Annotated in this window: 18 protein-coding genes; 10 read left to right on the top strand and 8 right to left on the bottom strand. The window is 71.3% G+C overall.

Annotated features, from left to right (window positions below; genetic code table 11):
- Nucleotides 1-12: 12 nt before the first annotated feature.
- Nucleotides 13-1,128 (top strand): ADP-ribosylglycohydrolase family protein, encoded by a 1,116-nt coding sequence (locus tag ACFYRY_RS20705; RefSeq protein ID WP_389147340.1) that lies wholly within the window; start codon nucleotides 13-15, stop codon nucleotides 1,126-1,128.
- Nucleotides 1,129-1,156: 28 nt separating this feature from the next.
- Here ACFYRY_RS20705 and ACFYRY_RS20700 read toward each other — a convergent pair whose 3' ends face one another.
- Nucleotides 1,157-2,722: a sodium:solute symporter family protein gene (locus ACFYRY_RS20700; protein WP_389147337.1), complete on the bottom strand. Its 1,566-nt coding sequence runs from the start codon at nucleotides 2,720-2,722 to the stop codon at nucleotides 1,157-1,159.
- 161 nt (nucleotides 2,723-2,883) lie between these two features.
- Entirely contained in the window at nucleotides 2,884-3,669 is a 786-nt protein-coding gene (locus ACFYRY_RS20695) for an SDR family oxidoreductase (RefSeq protein ID WP_389147334.1), read from the bottom strand.
- A 94-nt stretch (nucleotides 3,670-3,763) separates the two neighbouring features.
- Here ACFYRY_RS20695 and ACFYRY_RS20690 point away from each other — a divergent pair, with 94 nt between their 5' ends.
- On the top strand, nucleotides 3,764-4,603 hold the full coding sequence (locus ACFYRY_RS20690) for a hypothetical protein (protein WP_389147331.1): 840 nt from the start codon (nucleotides 3,764-3,766) through the stop codon (nucleotides 4,601-4,603).
- A 10-nt stretch (nucleotides 4,604-4,613) separates the two neighbouring features.
- On the opposite strand, the gene ACFYRY_RS20685 is transcribed toward ACFYRY_RS20690, so the two are convergent.
- A complete protein-coding gene (locus ACFYRY_RS20685; protein ID WP_389147328.1) occupies nucleotides 4,614-6,575 on the bottom strand; it encodes an MFS transporter in 1,962 nt (653 codons plus the stop codon).
- A gap of 155 nt (nucleotides 6,576-6,730) precedes the next feature.
- On the bottom strand, nucleotides 6,731-9,349 hold the full coding sequence (locus ACFYRY_RS20680; RefSeq protein ID WP_389147325.1) for a D-alanyl-D-alanine carboxypeptidase: 2,619 nt from the start codon (nucleotides 9,347-9,349) through the stop codon (nucleotides 6,731-6,733).
- Nucleotides 9,350-9,711: 362 nt separating this feature from the next.
- On the opposite strand from ACFYRY_RS20680, the gene ACFYRY_RS20675 reads away from it, so the two are divergent.
- The 3 genes from ACFYRY_RS20675 to ACFYRY_RS20665 all read left to right on the top strand — a co-directional run bounded on the left by ACFYRY_RS20675 (nucleotide 9,712) and on the right by ACFYRY_RS20665 (nucleotide 12,095).
- Nucleotides 9,712-10,467, top strand: a complete 756-nt coding sequence (locus tag ACFYRY_RS20675) for a GPP34 family phosphoprotein (RefSeq protein ID WP_389147322.1) — start codon at nucleotides 9,712-9,714, stop codon at nucleotides 10,465-10,467.
- A 372-nt stretch (nucleotides 10,468-10,839) separates the two neighbouring features.
- The gene (locus ACFYRY_RS20670; protein WP_389147319.1) at nucleotides 10,840-11,709 is read left to right on the top strand and encodes a helix-turn-helix domain-containing protein; all 870 of its coding nucleotides are present in this window, start codon (nucleotides 10,840-10,842) and stop codon (nucleotides 11,707-11,709) included.
- Nucleotides 11,710-11,900: 191 nt separating this feature from the next.
- Entirely contained in the window at nucleotides 11,901-12,095 is a 195-nt protein-coding gene (locus tag ACFYRY_RS20665) for a DUF397 domain-containing protein (RefSeq protein WP_389147316.1), read from the top strand.
- Nucleotides 12,096-12,273: 178 nt separating this feature from the next.
- Here the strand turns inward: ACFYRY_RS20665 and ACFYRY_RS20660 are convergent, their stop codons facing one another.
- From ACFYRY_RS20660 to ACFYRY_RS20645, 4 genes are all read right to left on the bottom strand, one after another.
- Nucleotides 12,274-13,125 carry a MerR family transcriptional regulator gene (locus ACFYRY_RS20660; RefSeq protein WP_389147313.1) on the bottom strand — a complete coding sequence of 284 codons (852 nt, stop codon included), beginning with the start codon at nucleotides 13,123-13,125 and terminating at the stop codon, nucleotides 12,274-12,276.
- A gap of 116 nt (nucleotides 13,126-13,241) precedes the next feature.
- Nucleotides 13,242-13,757: a glutathione peroxidase gene (locus ACFYRY_RS20655; protein WP_389147310.1), complete on the bottom strand. Its 516-nt coding sequence runs from the start codon at nucleotides 13,755-13,757 to the stop codon at nucleotides 13,242-13,244.
- 62 nt (nucleotides 13,758-13,819) lie between these two features.
- Nucleotides 13,820-14,962, bottom strand: a complete 1,143-nt coding sequence (locus ACFYRY_RS20650) for a DUF2235 domain-containing protein (RefSeq protein WP_389147307.1) — start codon at nucleotides 14,960-14,962, stop codon at nucleotides 13,820-13,822.
- A 118-nt stretch (nucleotides 14,963-15,080) separates the two neighbouring features.
- A complete protein-coding gene (locus ACFYRY_RS20645; protein WP_389147304.1) occupies nucleotides 15,081-16,373 on the bottom strand; it encodes an ROK family protein in 1,293 nt (430 codons plus the stop codon).
- A 363-nt stretch (nucleotides 16,374-16,736) separates the two neighbouring features.
- On the opposite strand from ACFYRY_RS20645, the gene ACFYRY_RS20640 reads away from it, so the two are divergent.
- The 5 genes from ACFYRY_RS20640 to ACFYRY_RS20620 all read left to right on the top strand — a co-directional run bounded on the left by ACFYRY_RS20640 (nucleotide 16,737) and on the right by ACFYRY_RS20620 (nucleotide 22,172).
- Complete coding sequence (locus ACFYRY_RS20640) at nucleotides 16,737-18,080, top strand: ABC transporter substrate-binding protein (protein WP_389147301.1); 1,344 nt, start codon at nucleotides 16,737-16,739, stop codon at nucleotides 18,078-18,080.
- Nucleotides 18,077-19,084 (top strand): carbohydrate ABC transporter permease, encoded by a 1,008-nt coding sequence (locus ACFYRY_RS20635; RefSeq protein WP_389147297.1) that lies wholly within the window; start codon nucleotides 18,077-18,079, stop codon nucleotides 19,082-19,084. Before ACFYRY_RS20640 ends, ACFYRY_RS20635 begins: the two co-directional genes overlap by 4 nt.
- Nucleotides 19,081-19,968: a carbohydrate ABC transporter permease gene (locus tag ACFYRY_RS20630; RefSeq protein ID WP_389147294.1), complete on the top strand. Its 888-nt coding sequence runs from the start codon at nucleotides 19,081-19,083 to the stop codon at nucleotides 19,966-19,968. The genes ACFYRY_RS20635 and ACFYRY_RS20630 overlap by 4 nt, the downstream gene beginning before the upstream one ends.
- Nucleotides 19,969-20,130: 162 nt before the next feature.
- The gene (locus tag ACFYRY_RS20625; RefSeq protein WP_389147291.1) at nucleotides 20,131-21,156 is read left to right on the top strand and encodes a Gfo/Idh/MocA family protein; all 1,026 of its coding nucleotides are present in this window, start codon (nucleotides 20,131-20,133) and stop codon (nucleotides 21,154-21,156) included.
- Nucleotides 21,153-22,172 (top strand): Gfo/Idh/MocA family protein, encoded by a 1,020-nt coding sequence (locus ACFYRY_RS20620; protein WP_389147288.1) that lies wholly within the window; start codon nucleotides 21,153-21,155, stop codon nucleotides 22,170-22,172. The genes ACFYRY_RS20625 and ACFYRY_RS20620 overlap by 4 nt, the downstream gene beginning before the upstream one ends.
- Nucleotides 22,173-22,375: the final 203 nt, after the last annotated feature.

Here is a 22,375-nt window from a genome sequence, read left to right as displayed (position 1 = left end):
TGGGAGGTCTTGGTGGCCGCGACAGCCGGGGCCGTCTGGGGGCGGGTCGAGCAGCAGGACTACCGGAGCAGGGTGCGCGGCACGCTGCTGGGCGGGGCCGTCGGGGACGCGCTGGGCGCGCCGGTGGACGGGCTCGGGATGGAGGAGATCCGCGAGGAGTACGGCGCGGAGGGGCTCGTCGATCTCGGGTTCGGGTACGGACGGCGCGGTGCGGTCTCCCACCTCACCCAGCTCACCCTGTTCACCGTGGACGGGCTGATCCGCGCGCAGGTCCGCCGGGACACCGGCGCCTGGCATCCGCCGACCGATCTGCACCGCGCGTATCTGCGCTGGGCCGCCACCCAGCGCGACTGGGGCCCCGACTTCCGGCGCGCCGAGGACGGATGGCTGGCCAGGGAGGAGTGGCTGTACGCCCGCCGGGAACCGCCCCGCTCGCTGCTGCTCGGGTTCGGTGACGAGGTCATGGGCACGCTGGAGGCGCCGAAGAGCCCGGCCGAGGCGGGCCCCGAGGCCACCGCACGCTCCGCGCCCTTCGGGCTGCTCGTCGGCTGGGAGCCGCAGCTCGTCGTCCAGCTCGCCGTGGAGTGCGCCGCGCAGACCCACGGCCACCCTGTCGCCTACCTGTCGGCGGGCGCGTACGCCGCGATCGTGCACGCGCTGGCCCTCGGCGAGAGCCTGGACACGGCCGTCCAGCGGGCGCTCGCCCTGCTCGCCGCCCGCCCGGGCCACGAGCCCGTCTCGGACGCGCTGCAACACGCGCTGGGCGCGGTACGGCAGGGGATGCCGACGTCGGCCCGGGTCGAGGAGCTCCTCGCGGAGGGTACGGCGGAGGGGTTGCTGTCCGCCGCGGTGTACTGCGCGCTGGTGGGGGAGGACGTCCGGCACGGGCTGCGGCTGGCCGTCAATCACGACGGCCCCTCCGCCGCCGCGGGCGCCCTCACCGGCGCCCTGCTCGGTGCCCTGCACGGCGAGACGGCCCTCCCCCCGGCCTGGCTGGCCGAGCTGGAGGGCCGTCCCACCCTGCTGGAACTGGCTGACGACTTCGCGATGGAGATGACCCAGGGGCCGGCGCTGCACGGTCCGGCGGGGTCGTCCCCCGGGTGGCTGGCCCGCTATCCCAGGGGGTGAGTCCGCGGGCTCACCCCCGGTGGGACCGTCAGTCCTTGGCCATCCGTACCGCGTCGTCCATGGGGTCCGCCGGAGTCGGAATCGCCGCCGCGCTGTCCCCGTCCGTGTTGACCTTCTCGATGATCACGAGGCGTTCCGCGGTGTCCTCGGGCTTCAGGAACCCGATCAGGATGTAGAGGGTCAGGGAGACGGCCAGCGGGATGGACACCTGGTACTCGAGCGGGACGCCGCCGTCGACGTTCCAGTTGATCGGGTAGTTGACCAGCCAGAAGGCGAGCAGGCCCATCGACCAGCTGGTGAGCGCGGCGGTGGGGCCGGAGCGACGGAACGGGCGCAGCAGGCCCAGCATCATCGGGATCGCGATCGGGCCCATCAGGCCGGCGACCCACTTGATGACGACGGTGATGATGTCCTTGAACGCGGGGGAGTTGACCTGAGTCGCCACCGCCATGGACAGGCCGAGGAAGACGACGGTGGTCACCCGGGCCGCGATCAGGCCGGAGCGTGAGTCCCACGTCCGGGCCCGCGACGACAGCACCGGGGCCACGTCCCGGGTGAAGACCGCCGCGATGGCGTTGGCGTCGGAGGAGCACATCGCCATGGTGTGCGAGAAGAAGCCGACGATGACCAGGCCCAACAGGCCGTGAGGGAGGAGCTGTTCGGTCATCAGGCCGTAGGAGTCGGAGCCGTCCGGCTTCTGGGCGTGGACCAGGAGCGGGGACATCCACATCGGGAAGAAGAGGACAACCGGCCAGATCAGCCAGAGCGCCGCGGACAGGCGTGCCGAGCGCTCGGCCTCCCGCGGGCTGGCGGTGGCCATGTACCGCTGGGCCTGGTTGAGCATGCCGCCGTTGTACTCGAAGAGCTTGATGAAGAGGAAGGCGAGCAGGAAGACGGTGCCGTAGGGGCCGACCAGGGGCTTGCCGTGGCCCTGCAGGGCGGGCTCGTCCCAGGCGCCGAAGAAGCTGATGCCCTTGTCGTTCAGCTTCAGTACGACCGCGACGAACATGGAGACGCCGGCCAGCAACTGGATGATGAACTGGCCGAGTTCGGTCAGCGCGTCCGCCCACAGGCCGCCGATCGTGCAGTACACGGCCGTGATGGCGCCGGTGATGAGGATACCCTGGTTGAGCGAGATACCGGTGAACACGGACAGCAGGGTCGCGATCGCGGCCCACTTCGCGCCCACGTCCACGATCTTCAGCAGCATCCCGGACCAGGCGAGGGCCTGCTGGGTCTTCAGGTCGTACCGGTTCTTCAGGTACTCCAGCGGGGAGGCCACATGTAACCGTGAGCGCAGCCGGTTGATGCGCGGCGCGAAGAGTTTCGAGCCGATCGCGATGCCGAGCGCGATCGGGAAGGACCAGGTGACGAAGGACGTCACGCCGTAGGTGTAGGCGATGCCCGCGTAGCCGGTGAACATCACCGCGCTGTAGCCCGACATGTGGTGGGAGATGCCGGACAGCCACCACGGCATCTTGCCACCGGCCGTGAAGAAGTCGCTGACGTTGTCCACTCGCTTGTGCGACCAGATACCGATCGCGACCATCACGCCGAAGTAGCCGATGAGCACGGCCCAGTCGAGACTGTTCATGGGCCTCCTTCCAGGGTCCGCCGCCAGGGTCAGGCATGTGAACTCTGGGTTGGTGGGCATGCCCACGGCAAGCGCGGGGAAGGCCAAGAGCGCGTAAAAAAGTTCGGAGTGATGGCCCACGTCCAAGTATGTGAACCTGGGATTGGCTGGAAACGATCAGGTCAGCGCATCAACTCCCCCGCGTTGACCAGCAGCGACTGCCCGGTGATCGCACGTGCCCGATCCGACGTCAGGAACACCGCCGCGTCCGCCACATCCGCGTCCGAGGCGAGCTCGGGCAACGCCATCCGCTCCGTCAGCCGTGCCAGGACCTCGCTCTCCGGTACCCCCTCCGTGTGCGCCGTGAACCGCACGTACGCCTGGACCGGCGGCCCCCACATCCAGCCCGGCAGCACGGTGTTGACCCGTACCCGGTACGGCCCGAGCTCCCGCGCCAACGAGTACATCGCGCTGGTCAGCGCCCCCTTCGACGCCGCGTACGCCGCCTGCCGCACCTGGGACGGCGCCGCCACCGCCGACTGCGTACCGATGAACACCACCGACCCGCCGCCCCCTTTCAGTGCCGGCAGACAGGCCCGGGTCATCCGCAGCGACCCCAGCAGATTCACGTCGATCACCGACTGCCAGGTGGTGAAGTCGGCGTCCTCCAGTCCGCCGAAGTAGCTGTCCCACGCCGCCACATGGATCACTCCGTCGATCTGCCCGAACCGCTCCCGCGCCAACCCGGCCAGCGCCTCGCACTGTCCCTCGTCGGTGATGTCCGTCGCCCGGAACGCCGTGTGCGCCCCGTCCGGATCGATCTCGGCCGCGCTCTTCGCGAGGTTCGCCTCGGTGCGCGCGCCGAGCACCGCGTTCCCGCCGTCCCGTACGACGGCCGCCGCGACCTGGTGACCCAGCCCGGCGCCGACTCCCGACACGACGACGGTCTTTCCGGTGAGCAGTGACATCGGTGTCCTCCCTGCCTCTGGCCAATCATCTGACGGGGCGTCAGAGTAGGGACGACCGCAGGAGGACGGAAGGGAAGGCGGAAGGGGAGTGCCCATGCCCGAGGACACCCGCAGCGAGACGTACGCCGAACTGGCCGCCGTAGGACCGTACGGGGTCCACCCCGGCCACGCCCTGATCACCATGGTCGAGCCGCACCCGGGTCACGAGTACGCGTACAACCGCTGGTACGAGGACGACCACTACTACGCCGGCGCGATGGCGATGCCCTGGATGTTCGCCGGCCGCCGCTGGGTCGCGACCCGGGACCTGCAACTCCTGCGCCGCCCGGAGAAGTCGGCCGTCGCCGAGCCGGTCACCGCGGGCTGCTACCTCTCCACGTACTGGGTCACCGAGGGCCGCTACGACGACCACATGCGCTGGACGGTCGGCATCAACAAGCGCCTCAACCGCGACGGCCGCGTCTACCGGGACCGCACCCACGTCTTCACCGCGTTCCAGGACCACGAGGCGACGGTGTACCGGGACGGCGCGGCGGGCCCCCGCGACTTCCACGCCCTCGACCACCCCTACGCCGGGCTGGTCCTCCAGGTCGTCGACGCGGAATCCGCCGAGCAGCGGACGCGGCTGCTGGAGTGGCTGGTGTCCCGTCACCTCCCGAAGCGGGTCGCCGGCTCACCGACGGCGATGGTGACCGTCTTCCGGCCCACCCCGCTCCCCGGCGACCGCATGACGTACGTCAAGCAGGTCGAGGGCGTCGACACCCGGCTGACCCTGCTGTGGTTCCTGGAGACGGACCCTCGGGAGTGCTGGGAGGGGTACTTCGGCGGGCTCGAGGAGGCGGTGGGGGAGTCGGGGCTGGGCAGGGTGGAGCTGCTGGCACCGTTCGTCCCGACGGTCCCGGGCACGGACCGGTACGTGGACCGGCTGCGCTGACGGGCGCCGATCACTTCAACTCGTCGGGGCACGGAGTGCCCCGTGGCAGCGTGTAGGGCGCCGCCAGCCGATACGTCCCCGCCCGCGGGGCGAGCAGCATCGTCCACTTGTCGCCCTCGGAGTCCTCCGCGGTCTCCATCAGGCACCCGTTGACGTTGTCGTACGACTTCGGCTCGCCGTCGCCCCGCTCCTTCGACGCGTCCGTCTCCTGCGGCGGCTTCAGCTTGTTGCCCTCGGCGTCGACGATGCTCAGCCACGGCGAGTACGGGATGCGGATGAGGATGCGCCCCGCCTTCGCCACCTCCATGGTCAGCTCACCCTGCGCGGCCCGGTCCACCCTCGCGTTCGGCTCGGCGAGCGGCGCCGGGTCGGTCACCTGGAACAGCTGCCAGTTGGCGTCGCCCCAGATCTGCCGCAGGTACGGCATCCCGCGCTGCACCAGCTGCCGCTCCCGCTGGCCGCCGTCACCGTCCGGCTCGTCCTTGGGGAGCACGACGAAGTGCACGGCCCAGCGCTGCAACCAGTCGTGGTAGTTCGCTGAGTTGAGGGTGTCGTCGTAGAAGAGCGGATTGCGTTCCATGTCGGCCTGCCGGTTCCAGCCGCGGGCCAGGTTCACATAGGGCGCGAGCGCGGAGGCCTCCCGGTGGGAGCGGGCGGGCACGACCTCCACCCGGCCCTTCTCCGCGCCGACCTCCTGGAGCTCGTTGACCAGCGGCGCGAGTTCACGCGCCCAGGACGCCGCCGGGGTGGTGTGGATGATGTCGTCGATCGTCTTGAAGCCGATCCACACGGTGAAGCCGGTGAAGGCCAGCACGAGCGTGTACCACTTGCGGGAGCGTGGCTCCGTGAACGGCAGCGCCGCCAGCAGCACGACCCCCGCGAACAGCATCGGCAGCCGCGTGATGTTGGACCCGATCTGGGAGCTGACCAGCCACACCAGCAGTACCGACAGCCCGTACACGGCCGACGTGATCCGTACGGTCGTCCACTCGCGCGGGACCACGGTGTACACGGCGGCCGAGCACGCCAGCGGCAGCAGCGTCGAGAAGAACGACATCGGCTGGGTGCCGGAGAACGGGAACAGCCACGCCGACACCGCCACGACGGCAGCCGGCGCGAGCCCCAGCGCCCACGCGCCCGGCCGCCGCTTCTGCAGGAACAGCGCGACCGCCACCAGCCCGACGAACAGTCCCGCGACCGGCGACGCCATCGTGGCCAGCGCGGCCAGCGGCGCCGCGCACAGGGCCTTCGCCCACCGTTTGTAGCGCCAGCGGTGCGGCCAGCAGAACACGACGGCGACCGCGCCCAGCGAGAACATCGTGCCCAGCCCGAACGTCACCCGCCCCGAGATCGCGTTGCACAGGAGGGCGAAGACCCCGGCCAGCGCCGGCCACAACGGCTTGCGCACCGGCCGGCTGCGCACCAGGACCAGCATCAGCAGGCCCGCCGAGAGCGTCCCCGCGATCATCATCGTGGTACGGACGCCGAGCACCGACATCAGATACGGCGACACCACGCTGTACGACACCGGGTGCATACCGCCGTACCAGGCCAGGTTGTAGGCCGAGTCCGGGTGCCGGCCGACGAACTCCGCCCAGGCGTCCTGCGCGGCGAGGTCGCCACCGCTGTTCGCGAAGATGAAGAACCAGGCGATGTGCAGCACGCCGGCGAGGGCGGTGATGAACAGGACCGGGCGGCGTCGGCCCCACGCGCGAAGGGTGGCGAAGGCGGCGGCGAACCGGGACGGCGGCGGGCCGTCCTCGACCGGGGCGCCCTCAGCGCGGTCGCGGGTGCCGTCGTTGTCGCCGGTCTCGGTGCTGGTGCTGGTGATGGTGTCAGCGCCGGTGTCGGAGTGGGCGTGGGTGTCGGTTCGAGCGTGGTCGTCGCCCGGGTGCGCGGGCAGCCGTATTCGCGGGCCGACCCCCTGGCCCGGGTCGGTGTCGTCGGCGCGTGTCGGCTCCGCTGTGGCCACCTGAAGGCACTCCCCGTGGTGTCCCGTCTTCTGTTCTCGGCCGCGTCCCGTCAGCGGCGCCTACCCCGTCTCGTGACGCTAGCACGCACCCCGCCGACCGGAACCGGGACGGGTTCCGGTCGGCGGGGTGCGGCGGCGTCACTTCTCCGTCCGGATCAGCCGAGACGCGTCAACTTGTCGGCGACGCCCGGCTCCACGAGCTCCTGCTGGAGCGCGACCGGAACCTTGACCGCGTTGCCGGTGCCGTCACCGACGGTGAGCGTGCCCACCTTGGCGCCGGCCTTCGCGGTGTGCGGCAGCTCGTCGGCGGCGAACGTCAGCTTGACCGTGAGGCCCGCCCAGCCGACGGCCGTGACGTCCTTCGTGGTGACGACCGGCGTACGGCCGCCGAGACCGTCGTCCACGTACCCCACGACGTCCCCCTTCTTCAGGATCGTCGCGGACTCCAGCGCTCCCTGCGCGGCCCGGATGAGCTTGTCGCCCGCGTCCAGCGCACCCCCGAGGATGGTGTTGTCCGCACCGCCCTCCGGCTGCCGCACCACGGCGCCGACGACCCGTCGGACCTCGCCGTTCACCTCTTTCTTCGCCGCGAAGACGAGGTTGCCGAGGGCGGAGGTGGTGGTGCCGGTCTTGATGCCGACGACGTTGTTGGAGCCGACCAGGCGGTTCCAGTTGTCGTGCTTGGTGCCCTTGTAGTCGACGTACGACATCATCGCGGACACCTCCCGGAAGGCGGGCTCGTCCATCGCCTTCTTGGCCAGCTTCACCTGGTCCACGGCCGTGGACACGGTGGTGTTGTTCAGGCCCGAGGGGTCGGTGTACGTCGTGTGGGTCATGCCGAGGCCCTTGGCGGTGTCGTTCATCTTGGTGACGAACGACTTCTCCGATCCGGAGTCCCAGCGGGCCAGCAGCCGCGCGACGTTGTTCGCAGATGCGATCAGAATGCTCTCCAACGCCTCACGCTGGGACAGCGAGTCGCCCTTGGTCACGTCGACGGTCGACTCCTGGCCGGCGTTCGACTGGTCCTGGGCGGCCTGGTCGATCTTGATCTTCGGGCCGTCGGCGCCGCTCTTCAGCGGGTGGTCGCGCAGGATGATGTAGGCGGTCATGACCTTCGCGACGCTGGCGATCGGCTCCGGCTTCTGCTCGCCGGACGAGCCGAAGCTGCCGATGCCCTGCACGTCCAGGGCGGCCTGGCCGGCGGACGGCCAGGGCATGTCGGCCTTGTCGCCCTTGAAGGTGTAGCTGTCCGAGGCGGTGAGCTGGAGCTCGGGCGTCGGCAGCGGGCGTACGGCCTGTGCGACCGCGAGGATCACGATGAGCAGCAGGGCCAGCGGGGTCCAGATCTTGACCCGGCGGATGGCCGTGCGGACCGGCGTGTCCGGGGGCGGCGGCGTGTTCGTCAGCTCCGCCAGCAGGTCCAACGGCGGCTTCGGCGGCAGCGGCTGCTGGGTCGTCCGCTCCGGCCCGAGTTGCGGCACGGGCGCGGTGGCGTCGGCGGGCGGCTGCTTGGTCACCCGCGGCAGCGCGGTGGTGGCGTCGGCGGCCCTCGGCTTGCGCACGGAGGGGTCGTCCAACGTCTTGAGCGCGACGAAGGTGCTGGTCCGCTCGGCGTCGGTCTCGGGGGCCTTGGCGTCGGCGTCCTTGGCGTCGGCGTCCTTGGCCTTGGGGTCCTCGGGGGCCTGGTCCTCGGAGACCTTGTCCTTGGGTTCCTGGTCCTTCGGGGCCTTGTCCTCGGGGTCCTGGGCCCTGGCCGCGTCGCCGAGCTTCAACATGGTCGTGGGCTGGTCCACGGCGGGCGCGGAGGGGCGTGGGGCCTTGAAGACGGCGGTGGGCTGATCGACGTAGGGCTTGTCGGAAGCGGGGGCCTTGTCGGCGGGGTCGGCTTTGTCGCCGTCGCCATCGCCGTCGGTGGTCTTCTCGGCGGCCGGGGAGTCGTCCGAGTCCGTTGCGGGGTTTGCGTTTGCGTCCGCGTCAGGTGCGTCGGACGCGTCGGCGGTGGCGTCGGCCTCCTCGGCCTCGTCACCCGGCTCAACCTCGGCTTCCGCCTCGGCCTCGACCTCGGGCTCGTCCTTGGCGCTGTCTGCGTCAGGTGCGTCGGACGCGTCGGTTTCCGCCTCGGCCTCGGGCTCGACCTCGGGCCCATCCGAGTCGGACTCCGACTCCGTGTCCGTGGCGTTGTCCGCGTCCGAAGCGTCCGAAGCGTCCGAAGCGTCCGAAGCGTCGGTCGCGTCGTCGGCTTCCTCGGCACCGTCGTCGTCCGCTTTGTCGGCCTTCGCGTCAGTATGCGTCGCGTCCGCCGTGTCCGCAGTGTCCGTCGCGGGCTCCTCGTCCGCCGAGGCCACCCAGGCGGCCACTGCTTCCCGGAGGCGGGCGTCTCCCGCCCCGCCGGCCTCGTCGTCGCCGTCGGGGGCGTCCGAGGCCGCCGAGGGCGACGAGTCGGCGTCCGCCGCGTCCGGGGTGTCCTCGGGCTCAGAGCCGCCGCCCCCGTCACCGTCGGCGTCCGTCGCATCCGCGTCGGTGTCGGCCCCCTCGGGCGCCTTCGAGTCGTCGTCTCCGCCAGAACCGGCCGGCGCCCCGTCCGTGCTCCCGGCCTCTCCGGCCTTGCCGGGGCCTGAGGCGTCCGCGGGGGTCTCGGACGCCTCAGGGGGCTCCAGTGTGGCCTCCGAGGCCTCCACGGCCCTCTCAGTGGCCTCCTCGAGCTCTGGGATCGACAACACCCGCGTCGCCGTGTCCACGCCGCCGCGGGCCTCCGGGGCCGATTCGCGGGACATGGACAGCCGCGGGTCGCGGGGCCTTCTCGTCTCGTTCCTGGCTTCGGGAACCGGACCCGCACTCCCCGACGTCGGTTCTGCCGACGACTCGTGCTGCTTCGACCTGTCGGGGGACTCGCCCGCCACCGATGCCTCCTCCTGTGCCACGCGTCGTCCGCGTGGCTACCGAACCGTGAACAGCCGCCCGTGACACCGCTTTGAGGCGATGACCGGACCGTGTACCAGTGTCCTGTGTACGGTCTTGACCGAACCGGTAGACGAGAACGACATACCTACCGGTTCCCTCACAAACAGGTAACGCACCCTCGACAGACCAATGTGAGAGGGGTCACCCTGTCATTCATCCACGCGGGGAGGCATGGATGGGCAGGAGCCGCAGAACCATTCCGGAGGAGCTGCTGTTGCTGGCGTTGGACCCGACCACGGGTACCACCGCACAGCCGCAGTCGCTCGACCTTGGTCTGGCCGGAGCACAGCTAGTGGAGCTGGCGCTGGCCGGACGGATAGCCCCAGACGGGGATCGTATCGCCGTGGTGTCCCCACGGCCGACTGGAGATCCAACACTGGACTGCGCGTTGGAGTTGCTGCGAAGGCGTGGCGCTCCTGTACGGGCCGTCCACTGGATTGGCGGGCCGCGTCTCGGGCTGCGCCAGACCTACCTCTCGTATCTGGAGCGGTGCGGCATGGTGCATGCCGTGGCGGGCCAGATGTGCGGGGTGTTGCCGACGACTCGCTACCAGGCGACGGAAACCGAGATCAGCCGGGAGATCAGATCCCGACTGGACTCCGCGATCCGCACCGGCGTCCCGCCGGACCCGCGGACCGCAGCACTCGCCGCACTGGCGCACGCGGTGGGCCTCGGCAAGCATCTGTACCCGGGGAACGAGGGGCGGTCCTCCCGCTCCCGGCTCAGGGATCTCATCAGGCACGACCCCATGGGCGGTCTCGTCGCGCACGCCGTGATGGACGTCCAGAACGGCGTCGCGGTCCAGCCGCGCCGCAACCCGGCACCGGCCGGCCGACAGGTCGCCCCCGGAGCCAGGCCCGCACCGGAACCCGCACACGGCGTTCCGATGCAACCGCGCCGCGGACCCATGGCGCGCGCCGTGGCCCACTGAGCCACAGTCCCACGGCACCGCACGACCTACAGCACCGAGGCGCCACACCAGGGCGCCACCGCAGGGCACCACGCACCGCCGAGCGCCGCACCGCAGTCCCCAGACCGGTCCGGGAGCCGCTGGTCCGCGCGGGGTGACGGGACCGTACGTCCGCAGAACCGGACGGGACGGGCCCGCCGCCCCGCGCGGCCGCATGTCCGGCGCCGGGCGGGAACACGGCCCTGAGCGGGGCGGCCGAAAATGCCTCAACCCCTGTGCACGCAGCGCATATCCACTGTTTCCCAGCGGTAGTAAGCACCTTGGTGGCAGTCTGCTCAGCAGCAGATACGCAAAGTGGCAAGTATGAGGCACGCAGCCGGAGGTGCACGTCCCGTGGCGTCCAATGTCAATCCCACTGTCAGGCGACGCCGGCTGGGCCAGGAGCTGCGCCGGCTCCGTGAGCTCAAGGGCATGACGGCCGAGGAAGTCGCCGAGCGGCTGCTGGTGTCCCAGTCGAAGATCAGCCGCCTGGAGAACGGGCGGCGCAGCATCAGCCAGCGGGACGTCCGTGACCTGTGCGGGGTCTACGAGGTCGAGGACCAGCGCATCGTCGAGTCGCTGATGCAGATGGCCAAGGACTCCCGGCAACAGGGCTGGTGGCACGCGTTCGGGGACATCCCGTACAGCGTCTACATCGGTCTGGAGACCGACGCGGAGTCGCTCAGGGTCTACGAGCCCCAGATCATCACCGGCCTGCTGCAGACCCGCGCCTACGCCGAGGCCATCATCAGGGGCGGTTCGCCGGAGACCTCGGACACCGAGATCGACAAGCGCGCGCAGGTCAGGCTGCGGCGGCAGGACCGTATCGCCGCGGCGGGCGAACCGCTCAGGCTGTGGGTGGTGCTGGACGAGGCGGCGCTGCGCCGCGTCGTGGGCAGCCGCCAGGTGATGCGCGAACAACTGGAGTACCTGGCCGAGGTGTCCCAGCGTCCGCACATCACCGTGCAGGTGCTGCCGTTCGAGGTGGGAGCGCACCCCGGCATCAACGGGCAGTACTCGATCCTGGAGTTCGCCGACGCGGCCGACTCGAGCGTGGTGTACATGGAGGGCGTCACCAGCGACCTGTACCTGGAGAAGGCGCAGGACGTGCAGAAGTACACGGTCATGTACGAGCACCTGCGGGCCCAGGCACTGAACGTCGACCAGTCGCGTCAGCTGATCGAGGACGTGGCGAAGGAGTACGCCCGGGAGTACGCCGGTTGAGCCTTTCCAGGCGGAAGCGCCGGAGAGTACACCTGGCATGGACCGCCTGGGAAGACCCACCTGGAATATGCCACCCATAAGAGTGAACGCTTGCTCCGTAGGGGGAGGGCGACGAGTAGCGTCGATCACGCCAACGATCAGTAAAGGTTGGCGGAATCCGAACAGTGCTACTGCCTTACGGAGCAAACAACATGGCAATTCGCCTGGGTGCCACCGAAATGTGGCTGACGTCCTCCTACACGAACAACAACGGCGCCTGCGTGATGGTCAGGTCGACCACTGAGACGTCGCTGGACGTGGGGGACACCAAGGTCGGCCCCGAGGGGGTCAAGGTGAGGTTCCCCGCGGACGCGTGGAACGCCTTCGTGGCCTCGGTCAAGGCGTAGGGGAGCGGTTCCTTCTGGTCCCGCTCCCGAGCCGAGTGCGTCACCGACAACTACACAAGCACCATGCCACGAGCCCTCTCGACCAGATCGCCGTCCTTGCCGAGGGGGCTCGGCTCTGCCCGCACCGGGCGCGCGGCCCGACCGGCACGCGGCCCGACCGGCGACGGCGCAAGTCCCCTCACCCCACGGGGAAGGCCACGTCGCACACCGGGTCCTCAGGGCCCGCCGCGTCCCAGTCCGCGAAGTACACCTCACGGCACGGCCCCGTCGGCCGCAGACCCTGAGCCGCCATCCACTCCTCCACCGCCTCGAACGCGGCCAGGATCTGCGGATGGGCCACCTGCGCCTTGGTGATCCGGGTGTACGCCAGCCGCGCCGCCGGCTCCACCCGTACCGTCGTCTGCCAGGCCCGTCCCCGCTGCTCCGCCCAGGTCCGGGCCGCCGCCTCGTCGGTCACCGGCACGCAGGACTCGGCCGGACCGTCGCTCTCCATCGACACCTCGGAGTGGTAGACGACGAACGGCACCCCCGCCGCACCCCCGCACTCCCGGGCCGCCTCCTCCAGCCGCCCGAGCGATCCGCCGATCCAGGCCGGCAGCTCGTCGGCCAGGGTGTGCCGCTTCTCGGTGATCACCAGCTGGGCCGGCACGTCCACCGTCTCGACCACGAACTTCCCGTACATCTCGGAGCTCCTCCCCGACAGTCGTCCACGGAGGTACTCCACGAGCGTGCGCTGCGCGGCCACCCGGCTCTCGACGTCCGCCCAGTACGCGGCCAGCCGGTCCGCGGCCCGCGCACCGTCCGCCGCGGTCACCTCGGCGACCCGCGCCAGCGGCATGTCGAGCTGCCGCAGCATCGCCACCAGCCGGGCGCGTTCCACCTGGCCGGCGCGGTAGTAGCGGTAACCGCTGACCTCGTCGACGTGCGCCGGGACCAGCAGACCGAGCCGGTCGTACAGCCGCAGGGCCTTGGCCGAGAGGCGGGCCCGCGCCGCGAACGCGCCGATGGTGAGCAGCTCTTCGTCGTTCACCGGATCATCCTCCGTCGCCGGGCGGCTCTTCCGCCCGGCGACGAGGACGCTCCGCCCTGCCCCAGGGGCAAGGTCAACAGCTGCCGGGGCTCATGCCCCTGGGGCCGGACAGGTTCCTAGGCGAGCGCCTTCTCCACGGCCGCGACCAGTTCCGCCGACTCCGGCTCGGTCTGCGGCGAGAAGCGCGCCACGACCTCGCCGTCACGGCCGATCAGGAACTTCTCGAAGTTCCAGCGGATGTCCCCGCTGTGTCCCTCGGCGTCGGCGAAGCCGACCAGTCGGTCGTAGAGCGGGTGCCGGCCCTCCCCGTTGACCTCGGCCTTCTCGGTCAGCGGGAAGGTCACGCCGTACGTCGCCGAGCAGAACTCGGCGATCTCCTCGGCGCTGCCGGGCTCCTGCCCGAGGAACTGGTTGCAGGGCACCCCGAGCACCGTGAAGCCACGGCCGGCGTACTGCTCGTGCAGCCGCTCGAGCCCGGTGTACTGCGGGGTCAGCCCGCACTTGGAGGCCACGTTCACCACCAGCACGGCCTGGCCGGCGTACTGGGAGAGGTCCGCGGAACCACCCGTGAGGGCACCGATCTCGACGTCGAGGGGAGAGGAGGAAGCACCGTTGCTGTCTGCAGTCGTCATGCAGCGGATGCTAACTCCGCGAGGTGTCGCCCTTCCGCCCGGACCCCGGCCGGCGACCGACCTCAGGGACCGCGTACCTCTGCGACCGACCGGGGCACCGGTTCGCGGTTCACCTTCCGATGGTCGGAGAGATAGGCGTCGAGTCGCGGCGGATGGTAGTCGGCGAGCGGGTCGGCGTGGCGTTCCTCGGCGGTCGCGGAGAGGTACTCCCGCCCGTCGATGCGGCCCTGGCCGTCCGCCTCCGCCCCGATGGGCCGGTGGAGGGGCGGGCTCAGTTTGTACAGCAGTGTCCGTGAGTCGTGCAGCTTGCCCGTGACGGCGGGACTGACGCGGAAGTCGACGCCCCTGTCCGGGTCCGGCCCGCCCGGAGCGGCCGCGCTGAGGACCTCCCAGTCGAACTCGAGGCCGTATCTGAGGGCTTGCTGGATCATCCACAGCAGGGTGAGGTCGGACAGGCCCGTCTCCGGGTAGCCACCGCCGACATCGCAGTGCACGCCCGTGAACCACGCCTGTTTCAGCTCCTGCCCCTGCTCCTCGGCGCCGGGACGCTGCTGCCACAGGGTCGGCCGGAACGCCGTGCGCTGTTCGTCTATGGCCAGCGCGTGGAAGGCGCCGTTGACCCAGGTGCTGAGTTGGGTGTCGTGGAAGGCCCAGCGGCGGTTCACGAGGTTCACCGCCGGCTGCATCCACCGGGGACCGGGGGCCGGGATACCGAGGGCGCCGACGGTGTCCCACACCCCGACGAAGCGGATCTCCGTCTCGTACGAGTACGCCCGCCGGAACAGCGTCGAGGCCGTGCCGGTCGGTTTCTCGGTCCGGTCGCGGTACAGGGTCCAGGCCTGCTCCAGCCGCCCGGCGTTCTCGCGGCGCAGGATGCCGGAGTTGCGCACCAGGCCCGCCAGGCTACGGGCGGTAAACGCGCCCCGGCTGAACCCGAACAGGTACAGCGCGTCACCGACCTCGTAGTTCTCGACGAGGAAGCGGTAGGCGTCGGTGACGTTCCGCGACAGCCCGACGCCGAACGCACCGCCCCGCAGGCGTTCGAACCGGCGGGTGCCGACGCCGTCGTGGTAGTACACGCGCTGCTCCGTCCCCACGGCGGAGCGGCGGCGGACGGCCAGGGCGACCTTGGCGACGTTGGTCTTGCTCGGTTGGTCGGCGAGGTTCCAGGTTCCGTCGCAACAGATGACCAGGCGTTTGGCCATGGCATCCCTCCTCAGGGAGACCGCTGAATCGCCTTTCTGAGGATTGATACCCATATCGTCGGACAGGTGTGCGGGAATGGCTTGTATATGTCAGCTGCCATGGCAGCCGTGGCTGGATTCAGCGTCCCCGGGCCGGAAGGAGGGTCGGTCGGGTGCGCAGCACCTCTTCCACGGAGGAGAGGGCGAAACGTACCGCGCCGGTGATCACGGCCTCGTCGCCCAGGGAGGACAGCCGCCACCGCGGCAGGTCGACGAGGAGGCTGTCGGCTTCCTCCTCGGTGGCCCTCAGCAGGATCTCCCCCGCCGGGAGCAGGTCCGGATCGGCGAAGAGGCCGGTGCCGAGGACGACCAGGGCCGGGTCGAGCGCGAGCAGTACCGGGGCGATCCCGGCGGCCAGTCGCCGCCCGTACGAGGTGATGGCGGCGACTGCCCGCGGATCCCCCTCGGCGGCGGCCCGGACGAGGTCGGCACCTGTGTGTCGAGCGGGGTCCTTGCGGTCCGGGGTGCCGCCGTCCGCGACCAGGGGTTCGAGGCCGGGCCGTGACGAGGTGCTGCCGGGGAAGCGGATGAAGCCGATCTCACCGGCCGCGCCGCGGTGCCCGCGCAGCAGGCGCCCCCCGGTGATGACGCCGGCGCCGAGGCGTTCGCCGAGCAGTACGAAGACCATCTCGTCGGCGGAGCCGCCGACCCCGCGCCACTGCTCGCCGAGCGCGGCGAGGTTGGCGTCGTTCTCCACGGCGACCGGGCAGCCGAGCGCGTCGTGGAGGGTGGTGACGACGTCCGCCTCGGCCCAGCCCTTGAGGTTGTCGGCCTGCCGGATACGGGTGTTGCTCCGGTCCACCAGGCCGGGAGTGCCTATGGTCGCGGCCCACACCCGGGCGTCGGCTCCGGCGCGGTCGATCGCGCCGCGCACCACCGAGACGACCGCGCGGGCCCGTGCCGGACCGCCCAGGTCGGCGCGGACCGCCTTGCGTTCGACGGCCACCGCCCGGCCGTCGAGGTCGGCCAGACAGGCGCTCACCGACCGGGGCCGTACATCCACGCCGACGACGAAGCCCGCGTGTGGCCGGAACCGGAACCGGCGGGCCGGGCGGCCGGGGGAGCGCTGGCCGCGGGCGGAGACGGCCGGGGCGACCTCGATGAGGCCGCGGTCGGTCAGTTCCTCGACGATCGCCTCAACTGTGGGACGGGAGAGCCTGGTCGCCTCGGCCAGGGTGGAGAGGCGGGGGTGCGGGTCCGTCGAACGGACGGCGGCCAGGACGGCCGCGGCGTTCGTGGCGCGCAGGTCCGCGACGCCCACCACCGCGGGCAGCCCGTCGGCGGGGGACCTCGGCTCCGGCGGCCCGCTGAGCGGCCACAGCGCCTGCGGGGCGGGAGCTGTGGACGGGGAGCGGTCCCTGGACCTGGCCAATGATCAACCTCCTGTGGAGTGGCACGCGCGGTGGTGCGACGGGACCGGCGCGGGCCGCCCCGACGATAACAATCCAGCCATGAGTCCTTGACGCGGACCGGACTCGCTCTGATTATAAAACGCAACTGCTTTATCGAACTAGCGCACTGTCACGGCATGAGGGTACGGCGCTACCGCGCTCCCGGACCGCTGGGACATCCGCCGCCCGCAGGACCCGCCGCGATCCCGGCCCGTCCACGCCGCCGCCCGACTTCCTCGCGTCACTCCTCGCGTCACCTCGCGTCATCCCCGGCGCGCTCCTCGCGCCCTTGGCCGCCGGCCCCGCCGTCGGCTCCCGCTGTCCCGCCACGCCCGGGAGACCTCATGAGCCCCAGACCGTCGTCCCTTTCGAGACGTACCTTCCTCACGGCCACCGGCGCGCTCGGCGCCGCGGCACTCACCGCGTGCAGTGATCTGACCCCGGGCGCCTCGTCGTCCGACCCGAGCAGCGCCGCCCCCGCCTCCACCGCCGTACCGGCCGACAAGAAGATCACGCTGCTGGTCGCCGACGCCGACGACACCACCATGACCCCGGGCCTGGTGGCGGCCTTCCGCGCGAAGCACCCCAACATCACCGTCAAGCGCCAGTACACCGGCTGGGACGACTACCTCAAGAGCATCAACACCACCATGTCGGCCGACACCGCCCCCGACATCGCCCAGTTCACCCCCGGCATGCAGAACCTCATCCCCGGCCGGCTGCTGCTCAAGGTCGACGGATACGGCCAGCAGTACGGCTGGGCGCAGAAGTTCCCCGGCCTGGACCAGATCACCCTCACCCCCGACGGCAAGACCGTCGGCACCGGTGATCTGTACGGCGTCGGAGCGGGCCTGTCGTTCGAGGGCGTCTACTACAACAAGGACAAGGCCAAGAAGCTGGGCCTGACCGTCCCTCCGGCCACCGTGGACGAGCTGGAGGCCCTGTTCGCCAAGGCCAAGGCCGCCGGGGAGACCGCGCTCGTCGCCGGCAACCTCGACGGCGGACTCAACCACCCCTTCAACGTGCTGCTCTCGGCCTACCTGAGCCCCAAGGACCGGGAGGCGTGGGCCTTCGGACACCAGGGCGCCACCATCGTGCTGCCGGAGGCCAAGAAGGCCGCCGAGACACTCAAGCGGTGGGTGGACAAGGGGTACGTCACCCCGAAGGTCAACGGTGTCAGCGACAACGACGCCACCGCCGCGTTCGCCAAGGGCGGGGGCGTCTTCCGGATCAGCGGCAACTGGGCCGCGGCCGCGGTCGCCAAGGGCCTGGGCGAACGGGCCGGGTACTTCAACATGCCGCCCGTCACCGCCGGCGGGAAGCTGCACACCACCGGCGCCGGGGTGTACTACTGCGTGTCCAGCAAGTCCCACAACGCCGCCGCGGCGGCCGCCTTCCTCGACTTCGCCGCCGACGCGCAGGCCGCCCCCATCATCGCCAAGGGGGGCTTCATGGCCCCCGACGCGAGCGCCATGCCCAGCCAGAGCGGACTGCTGGCCGACGTCCGGACGGGCTGGCAGGCGATCGTCAAGGACGCCGGCCTGCAGCCGTTCATCCAGAACTCCTCCAGCCCGACGATGGGCGACACCCTCACCACCCAGCTGCAACTGCTCGTCGGAGGCAAAGTCACCCCCGACAAGTTCCTCGCGGGTCTGCAGACGGACTTCGACAACTACCACAAGAAATGACCACAGCCGACCGACTGACCGATCCCGGCCGCGTTCCCGGCGCATCCGGCACCCCCCGTGCTCCCGGCGTCCCGCGGCCGCTGAAGCACGGGCCGGACCACGCCGCCCGCCGCCACCCCCGCACGCTACGGTCCGGGCGCCGACGCAGGCGGGCCGTGGCGTTGCTGTACCTGCTGCCGGCCCTGCTGCCGTACACGCTCTTCGCCGTACTGCCGCTGCTGCACACCGCCTACCTCTCGCTGTTCGACTGGGACGGCGTGACCGTCCCGTCCTTCGTCGGACTCGACAACTACCGCCGTATCGCCGACGATCCGCAGCTGCGCGCCGCCGCCTGGCACGCCGGCGCGCTGATCCTGTTCTTCTCCGTCCTGCCGATCGCGGTGGGGCTGGTCTCGGCGGCGATCGTGTCCCGGCGGGCCGGACGCCGGGGCACCGGCCTGGTCCGCACGGTGCTGTTCCTGCCGCAGGTCATCCCGCTGGTCGCGGTCGGCATCCTGTGGCGCTGGGTGTACGCCGACGACGGCGTCCTCAACCAGACGCTGCGGGCGATCGGTCTTGGCCACCTCGCCGACGCCTGGCTCGGCAGCTTCACCTGGGCCCTGCCCGCCGTCGGACTGATCGGGACCTGGGTCGTCTCCGGCCTGTGCATGGTGCTGTTCCTGTCCGGGACCCAGCGCATCGACCAGGAGATCTACGAGGCCGCCCGGATGGACGGGGCGGGCCCGGTGCGCGAGTTCACGTCGATCACCGTCCCGCTGCTGCGACCGGAGTTCGCGGTGGCGCTGTCCATCACCGTCATCGCCGCCCTGTCCAGTTTCGACCTCATCTACATCACCACCGGAGGAGGCCCGGGCAACAACACCGTCGTGCCCGGCATCCTCATCTACCGCCTGGCCTTCGGGGGCGGCGCGGTCGGTGTGGCCAGCGCCCTGGCGATCGCGTTGACGGCGGTCATCTCGCTCGCCGTCCTGGTGATCAACCGGCTGTCCAGGGAGGCACCGTGACCTCGTCCACCACCGCGCCCACCGGCACCGAGCCGCTCACCGGCCGGGCGGCGCTCACCGGCGCCAGAGCGTTCACCGGGCGATGGGCGGCGCCCCTGGTGCTCGCGCTGTTCATGGCCGCCGTGCTCGTACCGTTCGCCTCCCTGCTGCTGGCCTCGCTCCAGCCGGCGGGCGCCCCGCTGACCGGCTTCGCCCTGCCGGACGGGCTGCACTTCGAGAACTTCTCCCGCGCCTGGTCCGCGGCGGGCTTCGGCACGCTGCTGCGCTCGAGCGTGGTGATCGCGGTGTGCGTGGTGCCGGCCGCGGTCATCTGCGCCACCCTGGCCGGGTACGCGCTGGCCACCCTGGACGTCCCCGGCCGGGGACGGCTCTACGCGTACCTGCTGCTCGGCCTGTCCATCCCCACCGAGGGCACCGTCATCCCGCTCTACTACGACCTGCGCGCCGCGGGACTGACGAACACGGTGCCGGGGCTGGCCCTCGCCGAGATCGGCGCGTTCATGCCGTTCGGGGTCTTCTGGATGCGGGCCCACTTCGCGACCATGCCGCGCAGCCTCATCGAAGCGGCACGGCTCGACGGCGCCTCGTCGTGGGCGACGCTCTGGCGGATCCTGCTGCCCAGCTCCCGCCCCGCGGTGACCACCCTGGGCGTCCTGTACTTCGTCTGGAGCTGGAACCAGTTCCTGCTCCCGCTCATCCTGATCCAGGACCCGACCCGCCGCACCGCCCCCGCCGGACTGGGCTTCTTCACCGGGCAGTTCGGCGTCGACGTACCGCTGCTCGCCGCGGCCACCCTGATCGTGATCGGCCCGGTGGTGCTCGTCTACCTGTTCTTCCAGCGGCACTTCATCAGCGGCGTGCTCAGCGGCGCCCTCAAGGGCTGACCACGCACGGGCCGACACACGGGCCGACACACGGGCCGACACACACGGGCCGACACACACGGGCCGACACACACGGGCCGACACACACGGGCCGACACACACGGGCCGACACACACCGGCTGACCGCAGAAGAGCGGACCACACAGGAGGTCGGAGAATTCCATGGCAGAACTAGAAGTCGCGCTGATCGGCGCGGGCGGCATCGCCCGCGCTCATCTGCCCGCGTGGGTCGCCCTGGGCGCGCGGATACGCGTCTACGCGCCCGACAGCCGCGCCCCCGCCCTGGCCCGCGAGTTCGGCGCGAGCTGCGTGGGCTCGCTGCGCGAGGCGATCGCCGGCGCCCAGGTGGTGGACGTGTGCACACCGACCGACACCCACCGGGAGATCACGCTGGCCGCCGTCGCGGCCGGTGCCCACATCCTGTGCGAGAAGCCGCTGGCGCTCAGCGCGGCCGACGCCGAGGAGATGGCCGACGCGGCCGAGGCGGCCGGGGTGCGGCTGTACCCGGGGCACGTCGTGCGGTTCTTCCCCGCCTACGCCCGGCTGCGGGACCTCGTCGCGGGCGGCGGCCTCGGCCGGGTGGCGGTCGCCCGGTTCACCCGCACCGGCCGCTACCCCACCTGGAGCGGCTGGTTCGCCGACCCGGCGCGGTCCGGCGGGATCCTGGCCGACCAGATGATCCACGACATGGACATCGCCCGCTGGATCTTCGGCGACGTCGTACGGGTCCACGCCCTTCAGCAGGGGCATCTCACCGCCCCCGCCCCGGAAGGATCGGTCGCCACCGGTACCGCCGTACTCACCCACGCGGGAGGCACCATCACGCAGGTCGTGGGGGTGTGGGGCCCGCCGGCGACACCGTTCCGCACCACCTTCCACGTGTCGGGCACCGGCGGCACCGTCGACCACGACTCCCAGGCCCACCTCGATCTGCGGATCACCGGCCGCGCGACGGGCGACCCGGCGGACGGCATACCCGACGGCGACTTCGGCGAGTCGCCCTACCTCACCCAGATCCGCGAGTTCGCCGACGCGTTCACGGGCGGCCCGCGCCCACGGGTGAGCAGCCGGGACGGTGTGGCCGCCGTACGCATCGCGCAGGCCGCGGCGGAGTCCGCCCGCACCGGGCGGGCCGTCGAACTCGGCCCCCGCACCACGACCGTGACCACGGAGAGGACCGCCCAGTGAGAGTCGCCGTACTGTCCTTCGCCCATCTGCACGCGGCGACCTACATCAGGCTGCTGCGCGACCGCGACGGCGTCGAACTGATCACCGCGGACCCCGACGCCCCGCCCGGCGACCCCACCCGCGGCCGGGCCCTCGCCGAACACCTCGGCGTCGACCACGCCGACAGCTGGGACGAGGTCTTCGCGTCGCGCCCCGACGCCGTGGTGGTCACCAGCGAGAACGCCCGCCACCGGCACCTGGTCGAACGGGCCGCCGCGAGCGGGGCCCACGTACTGTGCGAGAAGCCCCTCGCGACGACGGAGGCGGACGCCCGCGCCATGATCGACGCCTGCGCGCACGCCGGGGTCGCCCTCATGACCGCCTACCCGGTGCGGTTCAGCCCCGCGTTCACCGCCCTGCGCCGCGCCCTGGCGGACGGCTCGCTCGGCGGGCTGGTCAGCGTCCACGGAGCCAACAACGGCTCGAACCCGGCCCGTTCGCACTCCTGGTTCGCCGACCCGGAACTGGCGGGCGGCGGTGCGCTGGCCGACCACACCGTCCACATCGCCGACCTGGTGGACGCCCTGCTGGACGGCGAGCAGGCGGCGGAGGTGTACGCCCAGGCCAACCGCATCCTGGACGACGGCGGCCCCACCCCGGCCGTCGAGACCGCGGGGCTCGTCACCATCCGGTACCCCAGCGGGCTGGTCACCGCGGTGGACGCCAGCTGGAGCCACCCCCCGGACCACCCGACCTGGGGCGGCCTCGCCATGACCTGCGTCGCCGAGAAGGCGATCGTGGAGTTCGACGCCTTCCCCCGGCTGCTCGGCGGCTTCGACTCCCGCACCGGCCGCGACCGCTGGGAGGCGGGCGGCGCCGACCTGGACGCCGCCATGCTCGACGAGTTCCTCGACGCCGTACGCACCGGCCGACGACCGTCCCCCGACGGCGAGTCGGGCCTGCGCACCCTGCGCGTCGTCCTCGCCGCCTACGAGTCCCTGCGCACCGGCGGCCCGGTCGCGCTGCCCACGCCGTAGGGCTCGGGCACCCCTCGGATCCGGATCCGGACGCGCCCAGCGGGCCGCCGGGCCGGATCCCACGCGCGTTCGTGTAGATCTGGTGACCCTCGCTCAAATGTGCGTATGGCGTCGTGAGTTGGCCTGTTCACTGAGGTGACGCGATCGGCTGATGGGCCGTGAACGGCCTGCCGATCCGCGTGTTTCCACCAACGGGAGGGCCT

The organism is Streptomyces sp. NPDC005263, assembly GCF_042872365.1.
GTDB lineage: Bacteria > Actinomycetota > Actinomycetes > Streptomycetales > Streptomycetaceae > Streptomyces.
This window is presented reverse-complemented; position numbering and strand designations above follow the sequence as displayed.

Coding starts and splice junctions, on each gene's coding strand:
- ACFYRY_RS20655 (WP_389147310.1), bottom strand. CDS start 13,757: ATGACGACTGCAGACAGCAACGGTGCTTCCTCCTCTCCCCTCGACGTC.
- ACFYRY_RS20675 (WP_389147322.1), top strand. CDS start 9,712: ATGGGCAGGAGCCGCAGAACCATTCCGGAGGAGCTGCTGTTGCTGGCG.
- ACFYRY_RS20665 (WP_389147316.1), top strand. CDS start 11,901: ATGGCAATTCGCCTGGGTGCCACCGAAATGTGGCTGACGTCCTCCTAC.
- ACFYRY_RS20690 (WP_389147331.1), top strand. CDS start 3,764: ATGCCCGAGGACACCCGCAGCGAGACGTACGCCGAACTGGCCGCCGTA.
- ACFYRY_RS20680 (WP_389147325.1), bottom strand. CDS start 9,349: ATGTCCCGCGAATCGGCCCCGGAGGCCCGCGGCGGCGTGGACACGGCG.
- ACFYRY_RS20625 (WP_389147291.1), top strand. CDS start 20,131: ATGGCAGAACTAGAAGTCGCGCTGATCGGCGCGGGCGGCATCGCCCGC.
- ACFYRY_RS20635 (WP_389147297.1), top strand. CDS start 18,077: ATGACCACAGCCGACCGACTGACCGATCCCGGCCGCGTTCCCGGCGCA.
- ACFYRY_RS20650 (WP_389147307.1), bottom strand. CDS start 14,962: ATGGCCAAACGCCTGGTCATCTGTTGCGACGGAACCTGGAACCTCGCC.
- ACFYRY_RS20695 (WP_389147334.1), bottom strand. CDS start 3,669: ATGTCACTGCTCACCGGAAAGACCGTCGTCGTGTCGGGAGTCGGCGCC.
- ACFYRY_RS20700 (WP_389147337.1), bottom strand. CDS start 2,722: ATGAACAGTCTCGACTGGGCCGTGCTCATCGGCTACTTCGGCGTGATG.
- ACFYRY_RS20640 (WP_389147301.1), top strand. CDS start 16,737: ATGAGCCCCAGACCGTCGTCCCTTTCGAGACGTACCTTCCTCACGGCC.